Annotated in this window: 15 protein-coding genes; 6 read left to right on the top strand and 9 right to left on the bottom strand. The window is 63.8% G+C overall.

The features are described 5' to 3' along the window. Positions 1-9 precede the first annotated feature (9 nt). The 4 genes from MAB_RS21975 to MAB_RS21960 all read right to left on the bottom strand — a co-directional run bounded on the left by MAB_RS21975 (position 10) and on the right by MAB_RS21960 (position 3,630). Positions 10-861, bottom strand: a complete 852-nt coding sequence (locus tag MAB_RS21975; protein ID WP_005079986.1) for an SDR family oxidoreductase — start codon at positions 859-861, stop codon at positions 10-12. Between the two features lie 77 nt (positions 862-938). Further along, on the bottom strand, positions 939-1,901 hold the full coding sequence (locus MAB_RS21970; RefSeq protein ID WP_005112311.1) for a 2-hydroxyacid dehydrogenase: 963 nt from the start codon (positions 1,899-1,901) through the stop codon (positions 939-941). 1 nt (position 1,902) lies between these two features. Beyond that, positions 1,903-3,024 (bottom strand): alpha/beta hydrolase, encoded by a 1,122-nt coding sequence (locus MAB_RS21965; RefSeq protein WP_005089381.1) that lies wholly within the window; start codon positions 3,022-3,024, stop codon positions 1,903-1,905. After that, entirely contained in the window at positions 3,025-3,630 is a 606-nt protein-coding gene (locus MAB_RS21960; protein ID WP_005079989.1) for a TetR/AcrR family transcriptional regulator, read from the bottom strand. 119 nt (positions 3,631-3,749) lie between these two features. Here MAB_RS21960 and MAB_RS21955 point away from each other — a divergent pair, with 119 nt between their 5' ends. Beyond that, the gene (locus MAB_RS21955; protein ID WP_005095216.1) at positions 3,750-4,331 is read left to right on the top strand and encodes a VOC family protein; all 582 of its coding nucleotides are present in this window, start codon (positions 3,750-3,752) and stop codon (positions 4,329-4,331) included. Here MAB_RS21955 and MAB_RS21950 read toward each other — a convergent pair. After that, positions 4,321-4,923, bottom strand: coding sequence for a TetR/AcrR family transcriptional regulator (locus tag MAB_RS21950; RefSeq protein ID WP_005114743.1), 603 nt, complete (start codon positions 4,921-4,923; stop codon positions 4,321-4,323). The two genes, MAB_RS21955 and MAB_RS21950, sit on opposite strands and share 11 nt — an antisense overlap. A gap of 68 nt (positions 4,924-4,991) precedes the next feature. Here MAB_RS21950 and MAB_RS21945 point away from each other — a divergent pair, with 68 nt between their 5' ends. Next, complete coding sequence (locus MAB_RS21945) at positions 4,992-5,930, top strand: oxygenase MpaB family protein (RefSeq protein ID WP_005089377.1); 939 nt, start codon at positions 4,992-4,994, stop codon at positions 5,928-5,930. A gap of 82 nt (positions 5,931-6,012) precedes the next feature. Beyond that, positions 6,013-6,915, top strand: coding sequence for a class I SAM-dependent methyltransferase (locus MAB_RS21940; protein WP_005079993.1), 903 nt, complete (start codon positions 6,013-6,015; stop codon positions 6,913-6,915). On the opposite strand, the gene MAB_RS21935 is transcribed toward MAB_RS21940, so the two are convergent. After that, the gene (locus MAB_RS21935; protein WP_005079994.1) at positions 6,912-8,096 is read right to left on the bottom strand and encodes an alpha/beta hydrolase family protein; all 1,185 of its coding nucleotides are present in this window, start codon (positions 8,094-8,096) and stop codon (positions 6,912-6,914) included. The two genes, MAB_RS21940 and MAB_RS21935, sit on opposite strands and share 4 nt — an antisense overlap. A 263-nt stretch (positions 8,097-8,359) precedes the next feature. On the opposite strand from MAB_RS21935, the gene MAB_RS21930 reads away from it, so the two are divergent. From MAB_RS21930 to MAB_RS21920, 3 genes are all read left to right on the top strand, one after another. Continuing rightward, a complete protein-coding gene (locus MAB_RS21930) occupies positions 8,360-8,770 on the top strand; it encodes a DUF6188 family protein (RefSeq protein ID WP_005078284.1) in 411 nt (136 codons plus the stop codon). A 150-nt stretch (positions 8,771-8,920) separates the two neighbouring features. Continuing rightward, positions 8,921-9,928, top strand: a complete 1,008-nt coding sequence (locus MAB_RS21925) for a hypothetical protein (protein WP_005112309.1) — start codon at positions 8,921-8,923, stop codon at positions 9,926-9,928. A 53-nt stretch (positions 9,929-9,981) separates the two neighbouring features. Further along, entirely contained in the window at positions 9,982-11,040 is a 1,059-nt protein-coding gene (locus MAB_RS21920) for a GNAT family N-acetyltransferase (protein ID WP_005079997.1), read from the top strand. Here MAB_RS21920 and MAB_RS21915 read toward each other — a convergent pair. From MAB_RS21915 to MAB_RS21905, 3 genes are all read right to left on the bottom strand, one after another. Then, the gene (locus MAB_RS21915) at positions 11,027-12,595 is read right to left on the bottom strand and encodes an APC family permease (protein ID WP_005098504.1); all 1,569 of its coding nucleotides are present in this window, start codon (positions 12,593-12,595) and stop codon (positions 11,027-11,029) included. The genes MAB_RS21920 and MAB_RS21915 overlap by 14 nt on opposite strands. After that, the gene (locus MAB_RS21910; RefSeq protein WP_005095205.1) at positions 12,592-13,935 is read right to left on the bottom strand and encodes an NAD-dependent succinate-semialdehyde dehydrogenase; all 1,344 of its coding nucleotides are present in this window, start codon (positions 13,933-13,935) and stop codon (positions 12,592-12,594) included. The genes MAB_RS21915 and MAB_RS21910 overlap by 4 nt, the downstream gene beginning before the upstream one ends. A gap of 73 nt (positions 13,936-14,008) precedes the next feature. After that, on the bottom strand, positions 14,009-15,433 hold the full coding sequence (locus MAB_RS21905; protein WP_005095203.1) for a flavin monoamine oxidase family protein: 1,425 nt from the start codon (positions 15,431-15,433) through the stop codon (positions 14,009-14,011). Between the last annotated feature and the right edge of the window lie 131 nt (positions 15,434-15,564).

Below are 15,564 nucleotides of genomic sequence, written 5' to 3'. Positions count from 1 at the left end.
GCTTCCTCACTATTCGGTGCTGGGCCCGCTGTGGCTCGCGCGGTCTTCGTAGGCCTTGCGGGCATCGGATCCATGGGCATTGAGCATGAAGTCCTGGATGCCGAGCTTGCGGGTCAAGAATTTGCCGGTACTGCGCGGTAGCACCGACATGGTCCGGTACATTCCGCCGAACATCTTGGGAACGAAAACCGGGAAGACGCCCCGGCGTACCGCTTTCACGACGGCATTCGCAATATCTTCTGGTTCAACGGTTTTCAATAGCCAATGGGTGTCTAGGCCGGAGATCAGCTCGGTGTTGACCATGCCGGGCATCACACATACCACCGAGATTCCGGCGGGTTCGTACTCCAGGCTCAGGCTTTCGCTGAGGCCCACCACGGCGTGCTTGGTCGCACAGTAGGTCGCGAGCCCGGGGAAACCCGCCTTGCCCGCGGCCGAGGCGATGTTGACGATCACACCACCGCCGCGCGGCTTCATCCGCTTGATGGCGAGCTGGCTGCCCCACATGACTCCGCGCACGTTGATATCGAGTTGGCGCTGGATGGATTCCAGGGATTCGTCATCGAACGGGGTGATCGGCATGATGCCCGCGTTGTTCACGATCACGTCGACCGGCCCCACGGTGGCCGCGATGGTGTCGAAGAAGGCCTCGAAACTGCCGTGATCGGTGACATCGAGCGGCAGGCCGATGGCGCTGTTTCCGATCTCAGCCGCGGTGTTCTCGCACAGTTTTTTGTCGATGTCGCCGATAGCGACCTTGGCGCCCTCGGCGGCGAACGCCGTGGCGATGGCCCGGCCGATGCCCCGCGCTCCGCCGGTGACGGCCACGACCTTGCCCGCGAGTTGTACGGCTGTTCCCATTCGTCCTCCCACGCCGTTGTGGTATCCGTTGCACGAATCTTTACGAATTGCGCCTAGTGTAAATCTTTGGCGCTAGCCTAGCGCACGCGGTCAGCTAGCGGCATCCCCTCATGTATACGCCGACAGTTGTCGATGGCGTGGTGGAGGTAGCGCGTCATGGTGTCGGCGGTGAACCAGGTGACATGCGGTGTGAGCACCACATTCGGAAGCGCCAGGAGTGGGTTTTCTGGCGAAACCGGCTCTTGGGCAAAGACATCGAGACCGGCAGCGCCAAGAGGGCCCTGCTGGAGCGCGTTGACCAGCGCCGCCTCATCGACCACCGCCCCGCGTGAGGTGTTCACCAGCACTGATCCGGGTTTCATGCGGTTCAGGGCGGCGCTGTCGAGCATCCCGGTGCTGGCCTCGGTGAGCGGGAGGTGCAGCGACACGATATCGCTGCTGGTCAGCAGGTCATTCAGACCGCGCCAGCCCGCGGTGCCGTCGTCGCGGGTGCTGGTATGCAGCACGGTGGCGCCCATTGCCAGCAGTATCTTCTCCAGGGACTTGGCGATATTGCCGTAGCCCACCAATCCAATTGTGCAGGAGCCGATATCGCGGACACTCTCGCCGAGGGACTGATCGGTGGGCCATCCGTTGCCGGAGCGGATGTCACGGTCCAGGCGGGGCAGTTGCCGTAACGCCGCCAGCATCAGAAGCAGGGCCCCCTCGGCGACCGACGGGGCGTTGGCGCCGGGCATGTTGGCCACGGCCACCCCATGCTCCACCGCGGCATCCAGCGCGATGGTGTTGACCCCGGCGCCGAACTTGTGGATGAGCCGCAGCCGTTCACCCTTCGCGACGTCATCTGCCGACAGTGGACGCAAGACGTGCCATAACACGTCGGCACCGGGCAGCTCGGCATAGAACGTGTTGTCGTCATCTTCGGCGCAGAAGCGGACATCAAGCCAATCGGCGTGCGGTGCAAGCTGTTCGAGGACCCGTGGACCGGACGGAAAGTGTGCGAGAACCCTTACCCGATGATTTTCACCCGAGAGGCTCATCTCACCACCGCTTGCTTGCCCACTCCGCAATGGTATCGGCCTGCTCCTGGCGGGCTCCCGGGTTCTGGAAGTAGTGGTCGGCATCGATCGTTGCCTGCGATTTGTCGGTCGCGCCCAGTGCGCCGTAGATCCGCCGCGCATCCGAGGGAAAGACGCCGGTGTCGCCGTCGGCGTTGATGACCAGGGCGGGGACGGTGACATCGGCCAGGTGGGGTTCGGCACGGGTCTGTGCGTGCGACAGGCTCCACATGCCGAGCCAGTTCTTCAAGGTGGTGGCACCCCCGATTCCGAATGTGGATCGGTTGGCCTTCACCGGAACACCGGCGTAGCACAGGTTGGCAGGGCGCTTGGTGGGCTCCAGCGTGGGGTCGACCATGCGCGGGTCGGCCCAGGTGCGGTGCACGGTGAAGGCGCGATCGCTGAACCCGGCCGCACGCACCCGCGCGAGTTCCTCGAGCGCCCACGCCGTGATCCGGTGATTCCGCGCTGCCTGGCCTTCTCGGTATTTGACGACGAACTCGGGTGCGTAGGCCGGGCCGTTGGCTTGGTTGAACAGATCCAGTGCCGGGTCTGTTGAGGCCGGATCGCTTTCGTCTATCACCGAGGCGTCCATCCAGTCGGTGAGGACATCGGGGCGGCCGAGATGCGCGGCGGTGGCGACGTAGCCCGCTGCCGGGAGCAGGCCGTCCAGCCCTTCCGCGGGCCGCATGCCCTCCAGCGGCTTCACCTTGGGTGCGGTCGCCTGGGACTGATAGGCCGCCATCAGTGAACCACCGCCGGAATTGCCCAGCAGTAGTACCGTTTCCACTCCTGCCTGCTCTTGTAGCCAGCGCACGCCCACACCGATGTCGACCAGGGCGTGGTCCAGTAGGAACTGGCTTTCAAACCCCCGGAACCGGGTGTTCCAGCCGAGGAATCCGTACCCGTGCCGGGCTAGATACTCGGCGATGTAGTGCTCGGAAAAGTCGATCTGATAGTGGGTGGCGATAAAGGCGACCTTGGGTTTGGTGCCTGCCGCCCGGTGATACAGACCCTGGCAGGGATGTCCGCCGGCGCCGCCCCGTCCCGCGGTCGGTGAGGGTAGCCCGATGAACTCTCGCTCGACGGTCACTTGGGTGGGCATTCAGCAGACCTCCTTGGAATAGATCGCGCGGTAACAGATTCCGGCCAGAGTGTCTATGCAGGCATCATCGTCGACGGTGGCCGAATTGCCCTGGCTGAGCTGGTTGTAGGCGAACTGATTCATCATCGAGACGATCGCGCTGGCCATCAGGTGGGGATCATTGCCCGGGCTGTACCCGTCGCGCTGTGCGCGCTTGATCGTAGTGGTGAGGAAATCGATTGGCTCGGAGCACATCTGGTTCCAGAATTCGGCGAACTCGGTATTGATCATGGCCAGCTGGGACACGCTGATCATCTCGGCCAGCTGATGACGCCAGGTGAGCCAGTGCGCGGTGGCGATATCGCGTGCGCGCTGTTTGTTGGAGCGCCCATGTCTGATCGCGGCCGATACGCGCTCCTGCGCTTCGGTGCGAAATCGCATGGCCCACTGCGCCACCATCGCCTCTTTTGAGTCGTAGTAGTTGTAGAACGATGCCGTGGACCGGCCGGCCTCGGCGGCTATGTCGGCCACGGTGGTGGACAGGATTCCCTTGCGGGCGATCACCGTTCGTGCAGCCTCGTCGATAGCCGCCTGGGTCTGACGGCCGCGCACGGTGGGTTGGACCATGCTCACCCCTGTCTACTTGCCGCACGGGTATTGACCCGTTTCTGAATCTGATGTTAGATTCAGGTTAGCGTAAAACGCAAGGTGGTCATGCGGTCGGATCAAGGAGGCTCCCCATGACGATGATCAAACCGAACAACCCCAACTCCGAATTCGAGTTCGGCGGTTTCAACCATGTGGCGCTTGTGTGTTCGGACATGGAACGCACTGTCGACTTCTACTCCAACGTGTTGGGTATGCCGCTCATCAAGTCGCTGGATCTGCCCATGGGGCAGGGGCAGCATTTCTTCTTCGACGCGGGCGGTGGCGACAGCCTGGCATTCTTCTGGTTCAAGGATGCGCCGGACGGCGTCCCGGGGATATCGGCGCCTGCCGCGATTCCGGGGATCGGCGACATCGTGAGCGCCGTCAGCTCCATGAACCACATCTCACTGCATGTGCCCGCCGAGAAGTTCGACGAGTACCGCGTCAAGCTCAAGGCCAAGGGCGTGCGGGTGGGGCCCATTCTCAACCACGACGAGAGCGAATTCCAGGTATCCAGGGAGCTGCATCCGGGCGTGTATGTGCGCTCGTTCTATTTCTTGGATCCGGACGGGATCACTCTTGAGTTCGCTTGCTGGACAAAGGAGTTTACCGCCGCGGATGTCGCCGTGGCACCGAAGACGGCCGCTGAGCGCACGCCGCGGGAGGTCGCTACCGCCTGACGGGCTGCAGCAGCTCGGTCAATACCCTGACGAGTTCGGTGCCCGGGAGCTTGAGCTGACCGGAGACCCAGGCGGCCAGCGTGTGCCCGACGCCGCCAACCGTGTAATAGGAAACGGCCCTAAGTGTTTCGTCGTTGGTGGCCTGATATGTCTTGTTCATGTGTTGGCCGGACAGGGCCGCGAACATGTCCCAGGCCGCTTGGCGGCGTTCGGCAATCACCGAGTTGGCCGGGTTGTTGCCGAACATCAGCGTCCCGATTCGCGGGTCGCCTTCGATGACGCGTACGAGGTTGGCGATGCCGGCGGAAGTTTTCTCGGGCAGGGGCGCCGCATCCACGGCCTGCTGGGTTGTTGTCGCGACATGGCCGATGGCCCTGTCGAAGACCTCCGCGCTGAGCTGGTCGAGATCGGTGAAGTTCTCGTAGAAGTATCGGGCGACCACGCCCGCGTGCTTGCACACACCGCGGACCGTCAGATTCGGGGCAGGGCCGGAGGTGAGCAGGTCCAGGCCCGCGTCCAACAGCCGATTACGGCGCTCGGCCTGGCGGTCGGGAGCCTCGACGCCCCCGTATACCCGCGATGACGACACCACTACATCTTGACAGGTGGTGCTCCACTGGACGATATTTGAGAACAAGCGTTCGCAGATATTAGGGGTCAATGGTGACTATCGAACAGGTGTCGGAAGCTGAAGCGCAGCTCGCGGGCGATGGCGGCCCGGGCACGCGGAGCCGCCGCAATGAGCCGGTGCCGCCGGCCGCGCCGCTGTCCCCGTGGTGGTCTTGGCGGCGCCGGCCCACGGTGGCGGACAACTTCATGGGTCTGGCCTTGCTGGGCGGACCGGCCAACATCATCATGCAGCTCGCGCGGCCCGGAGTGGGGTATGGCGTCGTCGACAGCAAGGTCGAGAGCGGGCGTGCAGATCTGCATCCCATCAAACGGGCGCGAACCACCTTCACATTCCTGGCGGTCGCCACACTGGGCACTCCGGAGCAGAAGGCGGCCTTCCGAAAGGCGACCAATCGGGCACACGCGCAGGTGCACTCGCAGCCGGGCGACAAGGTCCAGTACAACGCCTTTGATCCGGAACTGCAGAAGTGGGTGGCGGTCTGCCTCTACAAGGGATTCGTCGATGTGTACGAGGCCTTCGTGGGGCCGCTGACCGGCGAGACGGCCGAGCGGTGCTTGCAGGAAGGGGCCGTCATGGGCACCACCTTGCAGATGCCGCTGGCGATGTGGCCGAAGTCGTGCGCGGAATTCGACGAGTACTGGGCACAGTCCATGGATCTGGTGCATATCGACGATCACGTCCGTCCGTATCTGTACCGCATCGCATCGGCGTCCATCGCGGTGCCGCCGTTCATGCGCGGTCCAGTGGGTGCCTTTTCGCGCTTCATCACCACCGGGTTCTTGCCGCAACGATTCCGCGATGAGATGGGGTTCGCCTGGGACCCTTCCCGGGAGCGGATGTTCCGGTGGCTGCTCGCCGTGCTCGGGCTGGCGGCCCGTCTGCTGCCCAACGGGTTGCGGCGCTTCCCCTTCAACGCGTTGATGCTGGACCTCGACTGGCGCATTCGTACGGGCCGCCCACTGGTCTGAGCATGATTTGGCCAAAGCAGCTACATCTGGGCGCCGATGCATGTCAACTTGGTTGTCACCCTCGCAGAGTATTGTCGCGATCATGCGCACCGATCGAGATAACTGGGACATCAACACAAGCGTCGGCTCCACCGCTTTGTTCGTGGCGGCCAGTCGGGCTCTCGAGGCGACGAAACCCGCACCGCTGGCGGCAGATCAGTACGCCGAGGTGTTCTGTCGTGCCGCGGGTGGGGAATGGGCCGAGCTGGTTGCCGGCGGTGTACCCGAGCATCCGTTGCGATCGGAAGACTTCGGCCAATATTTCGTGAGCTTTCAAGGCGCCCGCACGCGCTACTTCGATACCTACTTCGGCAAGGCAATCGAGGCCGGCGTCAAGCAGGTGGTGATCTTGGCCTCCGGGCTCGACTCGCGGGCGTATCGGCTGGATTGGGCACCGGGGACGACGGTCTTCGAGCTGGACCAGCCCTTGGTGCATCAGTTCAAGCGCGAGGCGCTCGACCAGCACGGGGCCGAGCCCAAGGCCGTCCGTGCGGAGATCTCCGTCGACCTGCGTGAGGATTGGGGTAAGGCGTTACAGGACAAGGGGTTCGATCCGTCCGAGCCGTCGGCCTGGCTTGTCGAAGGGCTGCTGATCTACTTGCCGGCAGACGCTCAGGAGCGTCTGTTCGAGTCGATCGATCAGCTGGCCGCCCCGGGCAGCTTCGTCGGCATCGAACAGATGACGACCTATGCCGACGTGGTGTTCGCCATGCTGGTGGCGGGTGCCAATGAAAGCGGCGACCAGGCGAATTCCGACTTCTTTTCGCTGATCTACAACGAGCAGCGCAGCGAGGCTGCCACCTGGTTCCGTTGCCATGGTTGGGATTCGGAGCGCACCGAGCTGTTGGATTACCTGAACTTTTCCGGCCGCACGTTGCCAGAGCCGAGCCAGCCCGCGTGGTACATGTTCAATTCGATCAGTCTGGTGTCGGCCGTCAAGGGCTAGACATTCAGATGGCGGTCGAGGAACTCGGTCATGCGGCGTAGGTAGTCACCCTGGTTGACGTGCAGGATGTGATTCCCGGGAAACCAGTGCAACGCGCAGCGATCCCAGTGTTCCCAGAGCATTTCGGATTGCTCCGGCGGGGCCAGGCGGTCGCCGAGCCCGGTGATGATGAGCCGCTGCTCTCTGGGTACCACCGGCTGATAGGTCAAGGGCGACGAATAGGACAGCGCACCGTCGAGCCGGCCCTGGTCGAGATGCCCGAGCCGGGCGGCGAGCTTGATTGTCGGCTCGGCCGGAATCCAGCTGTGCAGAAGAGATTTCACGTCCACTACGGGAACATTGGGAATGGTGACGTCGATCCGGCGCTCCACGGTGGAGATCAGTCCGGTGGTATAGCCGCCCAGCGACAACCCCGTCAGGCCGATCTTTTCCACGCCGGTACCGCGTAGGTAGTTCACGAAGATCCGAAAATCGTGCACCGCCTGGCACATCGATTCGGAGAAGCCGGTGAATCCGTGGCTGAAGTATCCGGCGCCGCTGAACGGTGAGTACTTCTCGGCCCGGCGGCCGTGAAAAGGCAAGGTGTACAGCAACACGTCGTAGCCGTTACGGAAGAACCAGGGCAGCGCGAAAAATGCTCCGTTCAACAGATACGGCGAGCCGAAAAACCCGTGGATGACGCAGAGCGTGGGCCGTGGGCCGTCATCGTGACGCCAATGCTGGGCGCGGGCCACACTGTTGTGTGGGAATCGTTTCCAATAGTCGCGCAGCGCGGGATTGCGGGTCTGGTACGGGCTCTCGAAGTCCAGGTTCTCGACGGTGGCCTTGGCGAGGGCCTGTGCGACGCGGCCCGCAGGCCGGGAGAACACCACGGGCGTGATCTCCGGTTCGGGAAAGGACAGATCGGCATCGCCCATCGCGGCCAGTTCGCCGTAGAAGGCCAGGTTGTCACGTTCACGCGCCACGAACTCGCGGTCGATGACCAGGCTGGGGGCAACGACCCCCATCACGGACAAGGCGCCGACGGTGCGTAGGGCGATGTCGGTGAGAGCGGACGTCTCGACCATCGCGCGTTCCCGCAGGGTCAGATCACCGGGACGGGGCAGCTGCGGGCGTGCGGTGGGGGCAGGTCGCGGGGTGATCCGCGGCTGTTCGATGTGTTCCGACAGTTCCGCTGTCATCGGGTGTCCCTTTCGCCCGGGTGCTAGCCACGCTGCTAGCTCATAGCGAATGCTAGGGCACCTGTGCGAAATTCGTTCGTCAAGACGACGAAGCCGTCAACTCGGTGGAGGCCGGCGGAGAGGGCTGGATTTCATGCAAAAAAAGGGGTGCCGCCAGGGGTTTTAGGCAGCGCAAATTACGTTTACGTTTCGACCAGTTTTGACAATAAAACTTGTGCCGTCAAGCCCTTGTGCTAGCTGACGGGCGGGTTCAGAGTGAAGGTATGTCCGAAGCATGGATTGAGGGCTGTCCAGTCCAGCGGATCATGTTCCGTGACGGATTGGTGATCAGCCTGGGTGACTACAACGAGGTGGTTATCGCCGTGCCGATGTGGCTCACGCTTCCCCCAGCGGGAAAGTGGCCACGGGAAATCGTCTGCGTCGATCCGAAGGCCATTCTGGATGAGGAGCGTCCGCTCTTCAGCATCTCGGGTTCCACCTGTACCGAGGCCAGATGGAACGACGCAGGCGATTTGCACATGGAGTTCTCCGACGACCACGTGATCGACGTGCCGCACCACGACTTCGACACGGCGTGGGAGATCTATGGCAAGTACCACGGATACGTGGCAAGTCTGCCGCGCGGCAAGGTTCGTGTGGTGCGCCACGACGTGGCGGAGGAAGCCGGGGCCTAACCCGTTTTCGTCGCGGTCGAACCCGGCACCGGGTTGGTTCGTGGTTACAACGTGAGACTTCTCGCGGTGGCATGTGCGTCAGCGATACTCACGGCCGGTGCCGGAGTAAGTGCTCCGCCGGGTACGGCTGAGCGCAGCGCGGTATTCGACGTGGGTCTGACGGCGTCGGTGCAGCCGGCGCCCGGGGCGCTGCTCACCCAGTTTCTGGCCAACCAGGTACAGAACTGCTCGTTGATCTGCCCGTTCGTGGTGCAGGGTGCCGTGCAGATCCCGGCCTCGGTGCTGGCGGCACCGGCCACCTTGGTGACCCGGCTGCGGGCCGGGCAGCCAGTGGTGCAAGCGCTCGGGCTGACCGGCGCGACGGTAAGCGGGACGGCCAACGAGATTTGGACCGGGCTCATTCGCACCGATCTGGATCAGGTGGTTCCACGCACGCAGTTCGGTACCGAGGTGATCGCGGTGGGGCTCGTGCGGATCGGCGAGGCGGCGATCACCCAGCCCGGCGGTCTGCCCGGGGCGCTGGGGCAGGTCCGCTCCGATCTGTTCGGGGCATTGAACAATCCGCCGGGGCCCGAGCCACTGCCTGCGGTACACACACCGCTGGAGGCTGCCGCGGTACGCGGCACCGAGGTGTTCTGGGCGGTGGCTTTCCATGGGCCCGAACAACTCACGCTCATAGTGACCCGGGTACCGAACGCGTTTCTGACGACATTGGGCAGCACCGGCAATGTGGGTAAGGCCGTGCAAGCGGCAGGGGAAGCGGTGGCGACCACGATCTCCGAATCGGTCGCGCCCGTCCGAGACGCGCTGACCAAGCCGATTCCGATCACTCCCGCGACAGCCGCCAAGGATGAAGGGAAGGCGCCGGACGTCACCGCCGCCCATCCCCGGGCGCCGGCCGCCAGCGTAGAGCTGGTCAAGACGATGGCGCCGCAGGCGAAAACTCCGGTGGTGCGCCTTGATCCGAAGTCCAACCGGCAGGCTTCGTTGCCGAGACCACCGGCTCTTTCGTCGAGACCTGATCCGGGCAGTGCCGCGAAGATCAAGCAGCCGAACCCAATGAGCGGGCTGGGCGGGGCGATCAAAAAGGCGTTCGGCGATGTCGGCGCGAAGAAGCCGGCTGCGCCGGGCAAACCCGCGAAGACCGATCGTCCCTGACGCCGACATAATCCTGTTGCGGCGAATTCGGCGTCGCAAATAGGGTTGAACCCATGACATCCCACACGGTACCGACGGCCCAGGCCTCGCTGAGCGAACGGGTCGATGCGCCGGATGTTGTGGAAATACCCTCGGCTGGAGCCGATTTGACGTGGCGCGCGGCAACCAAGGAGGACATACCCGCTCTCTTCGAACTCTGGCGCGCCGCGGGTGCGGTCGATCACCCCACCAGTCTGGTGATGCTGGATGAACTCGAGGAGGAGTTCGACGACGACGATTTCGATCCGGCGCTCGACTCGGTCATCGCCGTCGACTCGTTGGGCCGAGTGGTGGCCTTCGGATCGGCGACCGTGAAATCCGCCCACGAAACAGTCGTGTGGGTGGCGCTGGATGGCACCGTGCATCCCGAGCGGCGCGGCGAAGGAATCGGGTCCAGTGTGCTGCGGTGGCAAGAACAGCGGGGACTGCAGCATCTTGCGGAATCGGATGAATGCTTGCCTGGCTGGCTGGCTAGTAGCGCCGAGGAGCACGCTGTGTGGACAATTGAATTGTTCCACCGCAACGGCTATGAGTCGGTGAGATGGTGGCACGAGCTGGAACGCGATCTGGCTCAACCTATCCCGGACGTGACTCTGCCTGAAGGCATACGGATCGAGACCTACGGTCCCGAATGGTCCGAGCCGACCCGTGACGCCCATAACGAGGCGTTCCGTGATCATTGGGGCAGTCAGCCAGAAGCCCGCGAGGATTGGGAAGCGGCCCATAGGCTCAGTGCCTTTCGCGCTGACCTGTCGTTCGTGGCCGTCGCGCGCGATGCTGCGGGGCAGGACATCGTCGTCGCCTATCTGCTCAGCGATGTCAATGAGGAGGAGTGGGAGGCGAACGGCTATTCGTTTGGATTCGTCGATCTACTGGGCGTGCGGCGCGATTGGCGCGGGCGCAAACTCGCGCAGGCGTTGTTGACGCACGCGATGCGCGCTTACCGCCACGAAGGGCTGCAGCGCGCCGTTCTGGACGTGGACGCGGACAGCCCGACCGGTGCCGTGGCGCTGTACGAGGGTCTTGGATTTTCGTTGGTGAACCGTTCGATCAGCCTGATCAAACAGTTCTGAGGTCCTTGGCGGGCTCTGGGCATTCGGGTACCAGCGTTTCGGCGATCACCTTCTCCGATCCGGTGTGCCAAGTGTTTTCGGTGAAGAACCGGGGCGCGACGGCGCGTTGGACGAGCATCAGCACCACCCCCAGCGCGAGGATTCCGAAACCGAGGAAGAAGACCAGGCCAATGCCGCCGATCGATGACCCGCTGCCATTGGCGGGATCCATCGATTCGCGAATCGAGATCGCAAAGATGACGAGGAGCATCGCACCGCCCAACAACGGGCACAGGAAGCGGAACACCACATTCCGGACGCCGCGGAAGAGCGTGTGTCGGAACTCCCAGATGCACGCGAATGCGGTGATGCCGTAGTACCAACAGATCATGATGCCCAGCGCGGCGATCGTGTCGGTAAGCGTGTGCTCGGATAGCACCGTGACCACCGTGTAGAACACCGCCGTCACCGCGCTCGACACGATGGTGGAAAAGCGGGGCACCAGGAACCGTGGGCTGATCTCTGCGAACCTGCGAGGGACGGCGCCGTAGACGCCCATTGCGAGCATCACCCGTGCCAGGGGCAGGAAGGTGGTTTGCAGACCGGCGACCGCGGACGCCAGCACCGCGAGGGAAAGGAATGGCCCAAAGAAGGGTCCCAATACCGGATCGGCAAGGGCGCCGAAGATGTTCTCTTCGTTCGCCGGATTGCCCAGGCCTAGCCCGGTCGTACCGACCCCGGCGTACATGGTGAGCGCCACCGCTACCAGCAGGTAGGTAAGCAGGATGGAGGTGACGGACAACAGGCCCGCGCGCCCGGGCACCCGGTCGGGGTCTTTGCTTTCCTCGCCGAGTGTCAGGCAGGTGTCCCACCCCCAGAACGCGAACACCGAACCGGTGACACCGACGACGAAGGCGCCGATGGTCAACCCGCTGAACGGGTTGAACCAGTCGGCATCGAAGGACAGGTGCCCGGGCGCCGCACCGGTCCCGACCTTCCACAGCGCGGCCCCCGCGAAGCCGAACAACATCAGCATCTGGAACCCGACCAGCGCATACTGAACGCGCTCGCCGGTGGTGATGCCTCGACACGCGACGTACGTCGCGACAAGCATGATCGCCAGCGTGGTGGCGATATTCACGGGTTTGTTCGAGGCCAGATCCGCGATCGCGAGATGGTGTGAGACCTGCGCGATGAACAGATAGAAGAACTGCACCGCCACCGCCGCCAAATTCGACAGCACGATGATGCAGGCGACTACCTGCCCCCAGCCCGCCATCCAGCCGACGTATGGTCCGAACGCGCGGCTGGACCATGTGAAAGACGCTCCGGCGTCGGGATTTTTCGCGTTGAGTTCGCGATAGGCGTACGCGGTGAGGAACATCGGGAGGAAACCGGCGATCAGGATGGCCGGCATCTTCAAGCCCACGGCGGCCACCAGCAGCCCCAGGCTGGCCGACAGGGTATAGCCGGGAGCGACGGACGAGATCCCCAGCACCGCACCGGAGAAGGTACCGATCTGCCCGCCCGCCAGGCCCTTGCCGCCGACACTCAAGGCGTCGCTTCGCTGGCTCACAGGGTGCGGATGAGTTTCTTGTTGACGAATTCCTCCATGCCGAACCGGCCCAGCTCGCGGCCGAAGCCGGAGCGCTTGATACCGCCGAATGGCAGTTCGGCACCGTCAGCACCGACTCCGTTCACGAAAACCATTCCGGCCTCAATGCGGTTCGCCACCCGCTGCGCCTGTTCGGGGTCGGTCGTGAAGACGTAGGAGCCCAGACCAAAGGGGGTGTCGTTGGCGATGGCGACGGCCTGGTCCTCGCTGCTCGCCCGATACACCGACGCGACAGGGCCGAACAGCTCCTGACCGTAGGCCGGGTTGTCGGCGGTCAGACCGGTGATGACCGCAGGCGGGTGGAAGGCCCCGCGGCGCTCACCGGCAGAGATGACAGTGGCGCCACCGGCTTTGGCGGCAGCGACCTGTGCCTCCAAGGTCTGCGCGGCACGCACCGAGCTGAGCGGAGCGATGCCGTCGGCGGCGGCGAGCAATGTGGCCGTGAATTTCTCGACGAACGCGTCATACAGTTCGTCCACGACGATGAATCGCTTGGCGGCGTTGCAAGCTTGCCCGGTATTGTCCAATCTGGCGGCGGCCGCGGCCTCGACGGTGGCATCCAGGTCGTCGGAAGAGAGCACCAAGAACGGATCGGAGCCGCCAAGCTCCAAGACGCACTTCTTCAGGTTCCGGCCGGCGATCTCGGCGACTGCGGCGCCGGCACGCTCGGAGCCCGTGAAGGACACTCCGGCGACGCGAGGGTCCGCGATGAGGCCGGCGACCTGCTCGTTGGCGGCACGAATGTTCAGATATGCGCCGGCCGGCAGCCCTGCCTCGGCGAACAAAAGTGCGAGCGCCTCAGCGGATTCCGGACATTGAGGGGCATGCTTGAGCACAATGGTGTTGCCCACCAAGAGATTCGGACACGCGAATCGGGCCACCTGGTAGTAGGGGAAGTTCCACGGCATGATGCCCAGCAGCACCCCGATCGGGAAACGCTTGATCACGGCCGTGCCTTCTCCGGCAAGTAGCTCAATGCGCTCGTCGGCAAGGAACTTCTCCGCGTTGTCGGCGTAGTACTCGTAGATCGCGGCACAGAAGTCGATCTCGCCGAGAGCCTCGTCACGGGGTTTGCCCATTTCCCGCACAATGATGTCGGCGAGCATCTCGCGTTTTTCCGTATGCAGCTGGGCGACGCGGCGCATCTGGGCTGCTCGATCGGCGACGGTGGTGTCTGTAGGCCAGGTGCGGGAGTTCTCGGCCGCGGCAGTCAGGGCGGCATCCAACTCGGCGTCAGTAGCGGTGGGGTAGGTGGCGACGACATCGCCGGTAGCAGGATCGGTTACGGCGTATTCGGTCACGGGATTCTCCTTGCAGGGATCGGGTTTTCGGTTATTCGTCGAGCGTTGCACACACTCGCTGGTGCCGTGTGGTCTAGCTGTTGACGGGGGCGAGCAGTGCGGAGTTGATTCGGTTCGCGGTATCGGTACCGATCCGCACGCCGCCGTCGACATGCATATAGCCGATGCCTTGGATGTCGGAGCTGGCAAAGAAGATGGGGCCGACCGGCCGGTTTTGTAGGTGACCCCAGCGGCTGAGGCCGCCGATGCTCCAGCTGGCACCGTAGGCGCCGCGCGTGAATTCCTCGGTACCCCAATCGGAAAGGTAGACCGCCAGCGGCCGCTTGGCCTCGTCTCCGAAGTACGCGGCGAACGACTCCAGGATCGCGCCGCGACGCTGGTCGTCGGGTAGCGCCCAGGTCTCCTCGGCTTGCTCGCCTGCCACGAAGCCGACTAGCGTGCCGTGCGGGTGATCCGCGACGGTGTTGTCGTAGACCTCGCAGATCCGTTCGCGGGACGCGAAACCCGTGCCGGACAATCCGTGCGCGCGCCAGAACGGTGTTTCGTAGACGGCTTGAGCCTTGATCACCAGGCCCATGGATTGGTGTTGATGGCTGACCTGCTGGATGCGGGGTAGCGGCGGCTGGTAGTCGATGGTGCTGTACAGGTTCGGCGGTATTGCCAGCACCGCGAATCGCGCCCGTACGGTGACTCTGTCGCTGACGGCGGAGACGATGGAGGGCAATCCGTCTCCGGCGTCGGACCAGGCCAGGTGCCGAACGCGGGTGGACAGGTGCACCACGTCAGGACCGAGTTCGTCGGCTATCTGCTGCGATACCGACTGCATGCCGCCGACCACACGCTCATCGAGCAAGATGCCCTCGTCGATGAGGTGCTCGAACTTCCCCGCCGAGGCAATCATCAGCATGGCCTGCAATACCGAGAATGAATGAGATGGCTTGGTGAACATGCCTGCCGCGATGTAGTGGCCCACGATTCGGCGGGCCTCCTTGTCATCGCTGTTGGAGGCCAGCCAGGTAGCGAACGGGATGGCGTCGAGCTCGGCGGCGCGCGGGTGCTGCCATGGGGTGGCGGCGTCGATCTCCGCGGCCAGCGAGTCCAGGGCGTGGATCAGTTGATTCACCTGTTGCAGAGTGGCCTCGGGGACCGGGAAATCCCCTGTGAACTCACGTCGTTCACCGTCTTGGCCGATGTAGACGGAGTTGCCCTCGCGGTACCGGCGAAAAGTTTTCTTGCCGAGCTCGGCCAGCAGATCTTTGAGCGCATCCTGGTCGGAGGAGATCCATTGGCCGCCGATCTCGAAGAACTCGCCGTCCATAATCTGCGACCAGGTACGTCCGCCGACCCGGTCCCGCGCCTCAAGCACCGCGACAGAGTGCCCGGCCTGGACGAGCCTGCGGGCAGTCATCAAGCCGGAGATTCCGGCGCCAATGACCACCACGTCACGCTCGACGGCTGGTCCGCTGTGGGTGGTTGTGGGTACGGCAAATTCGGTCACGAAACGTCCTCTCGAATTGACGCCGGAAGGGTCCGGACTGCACCGTGGTGTAGGTAATCCCCGATGGTGGCGTGAGTCACAATGCTAGGAACTTCGCCGCCCCGGTCGACTAGCTCAGAAATCGAATCTTC

Origin of the sequence: Mycobacteroides abscessus ATCC 19977, assembly GCF_000069185.1 — a bacterium.
GTDB classification, from domain to species: Bacteria; Actinomycetota; Actinomycetes; order Mycobacteriales; family Mycobacteriaceae; genus Mycobacterium; species Mycobacterium abscessus.
This window is presented reverse-complemented; position numbering and strand designations above follow the sequence as displayed.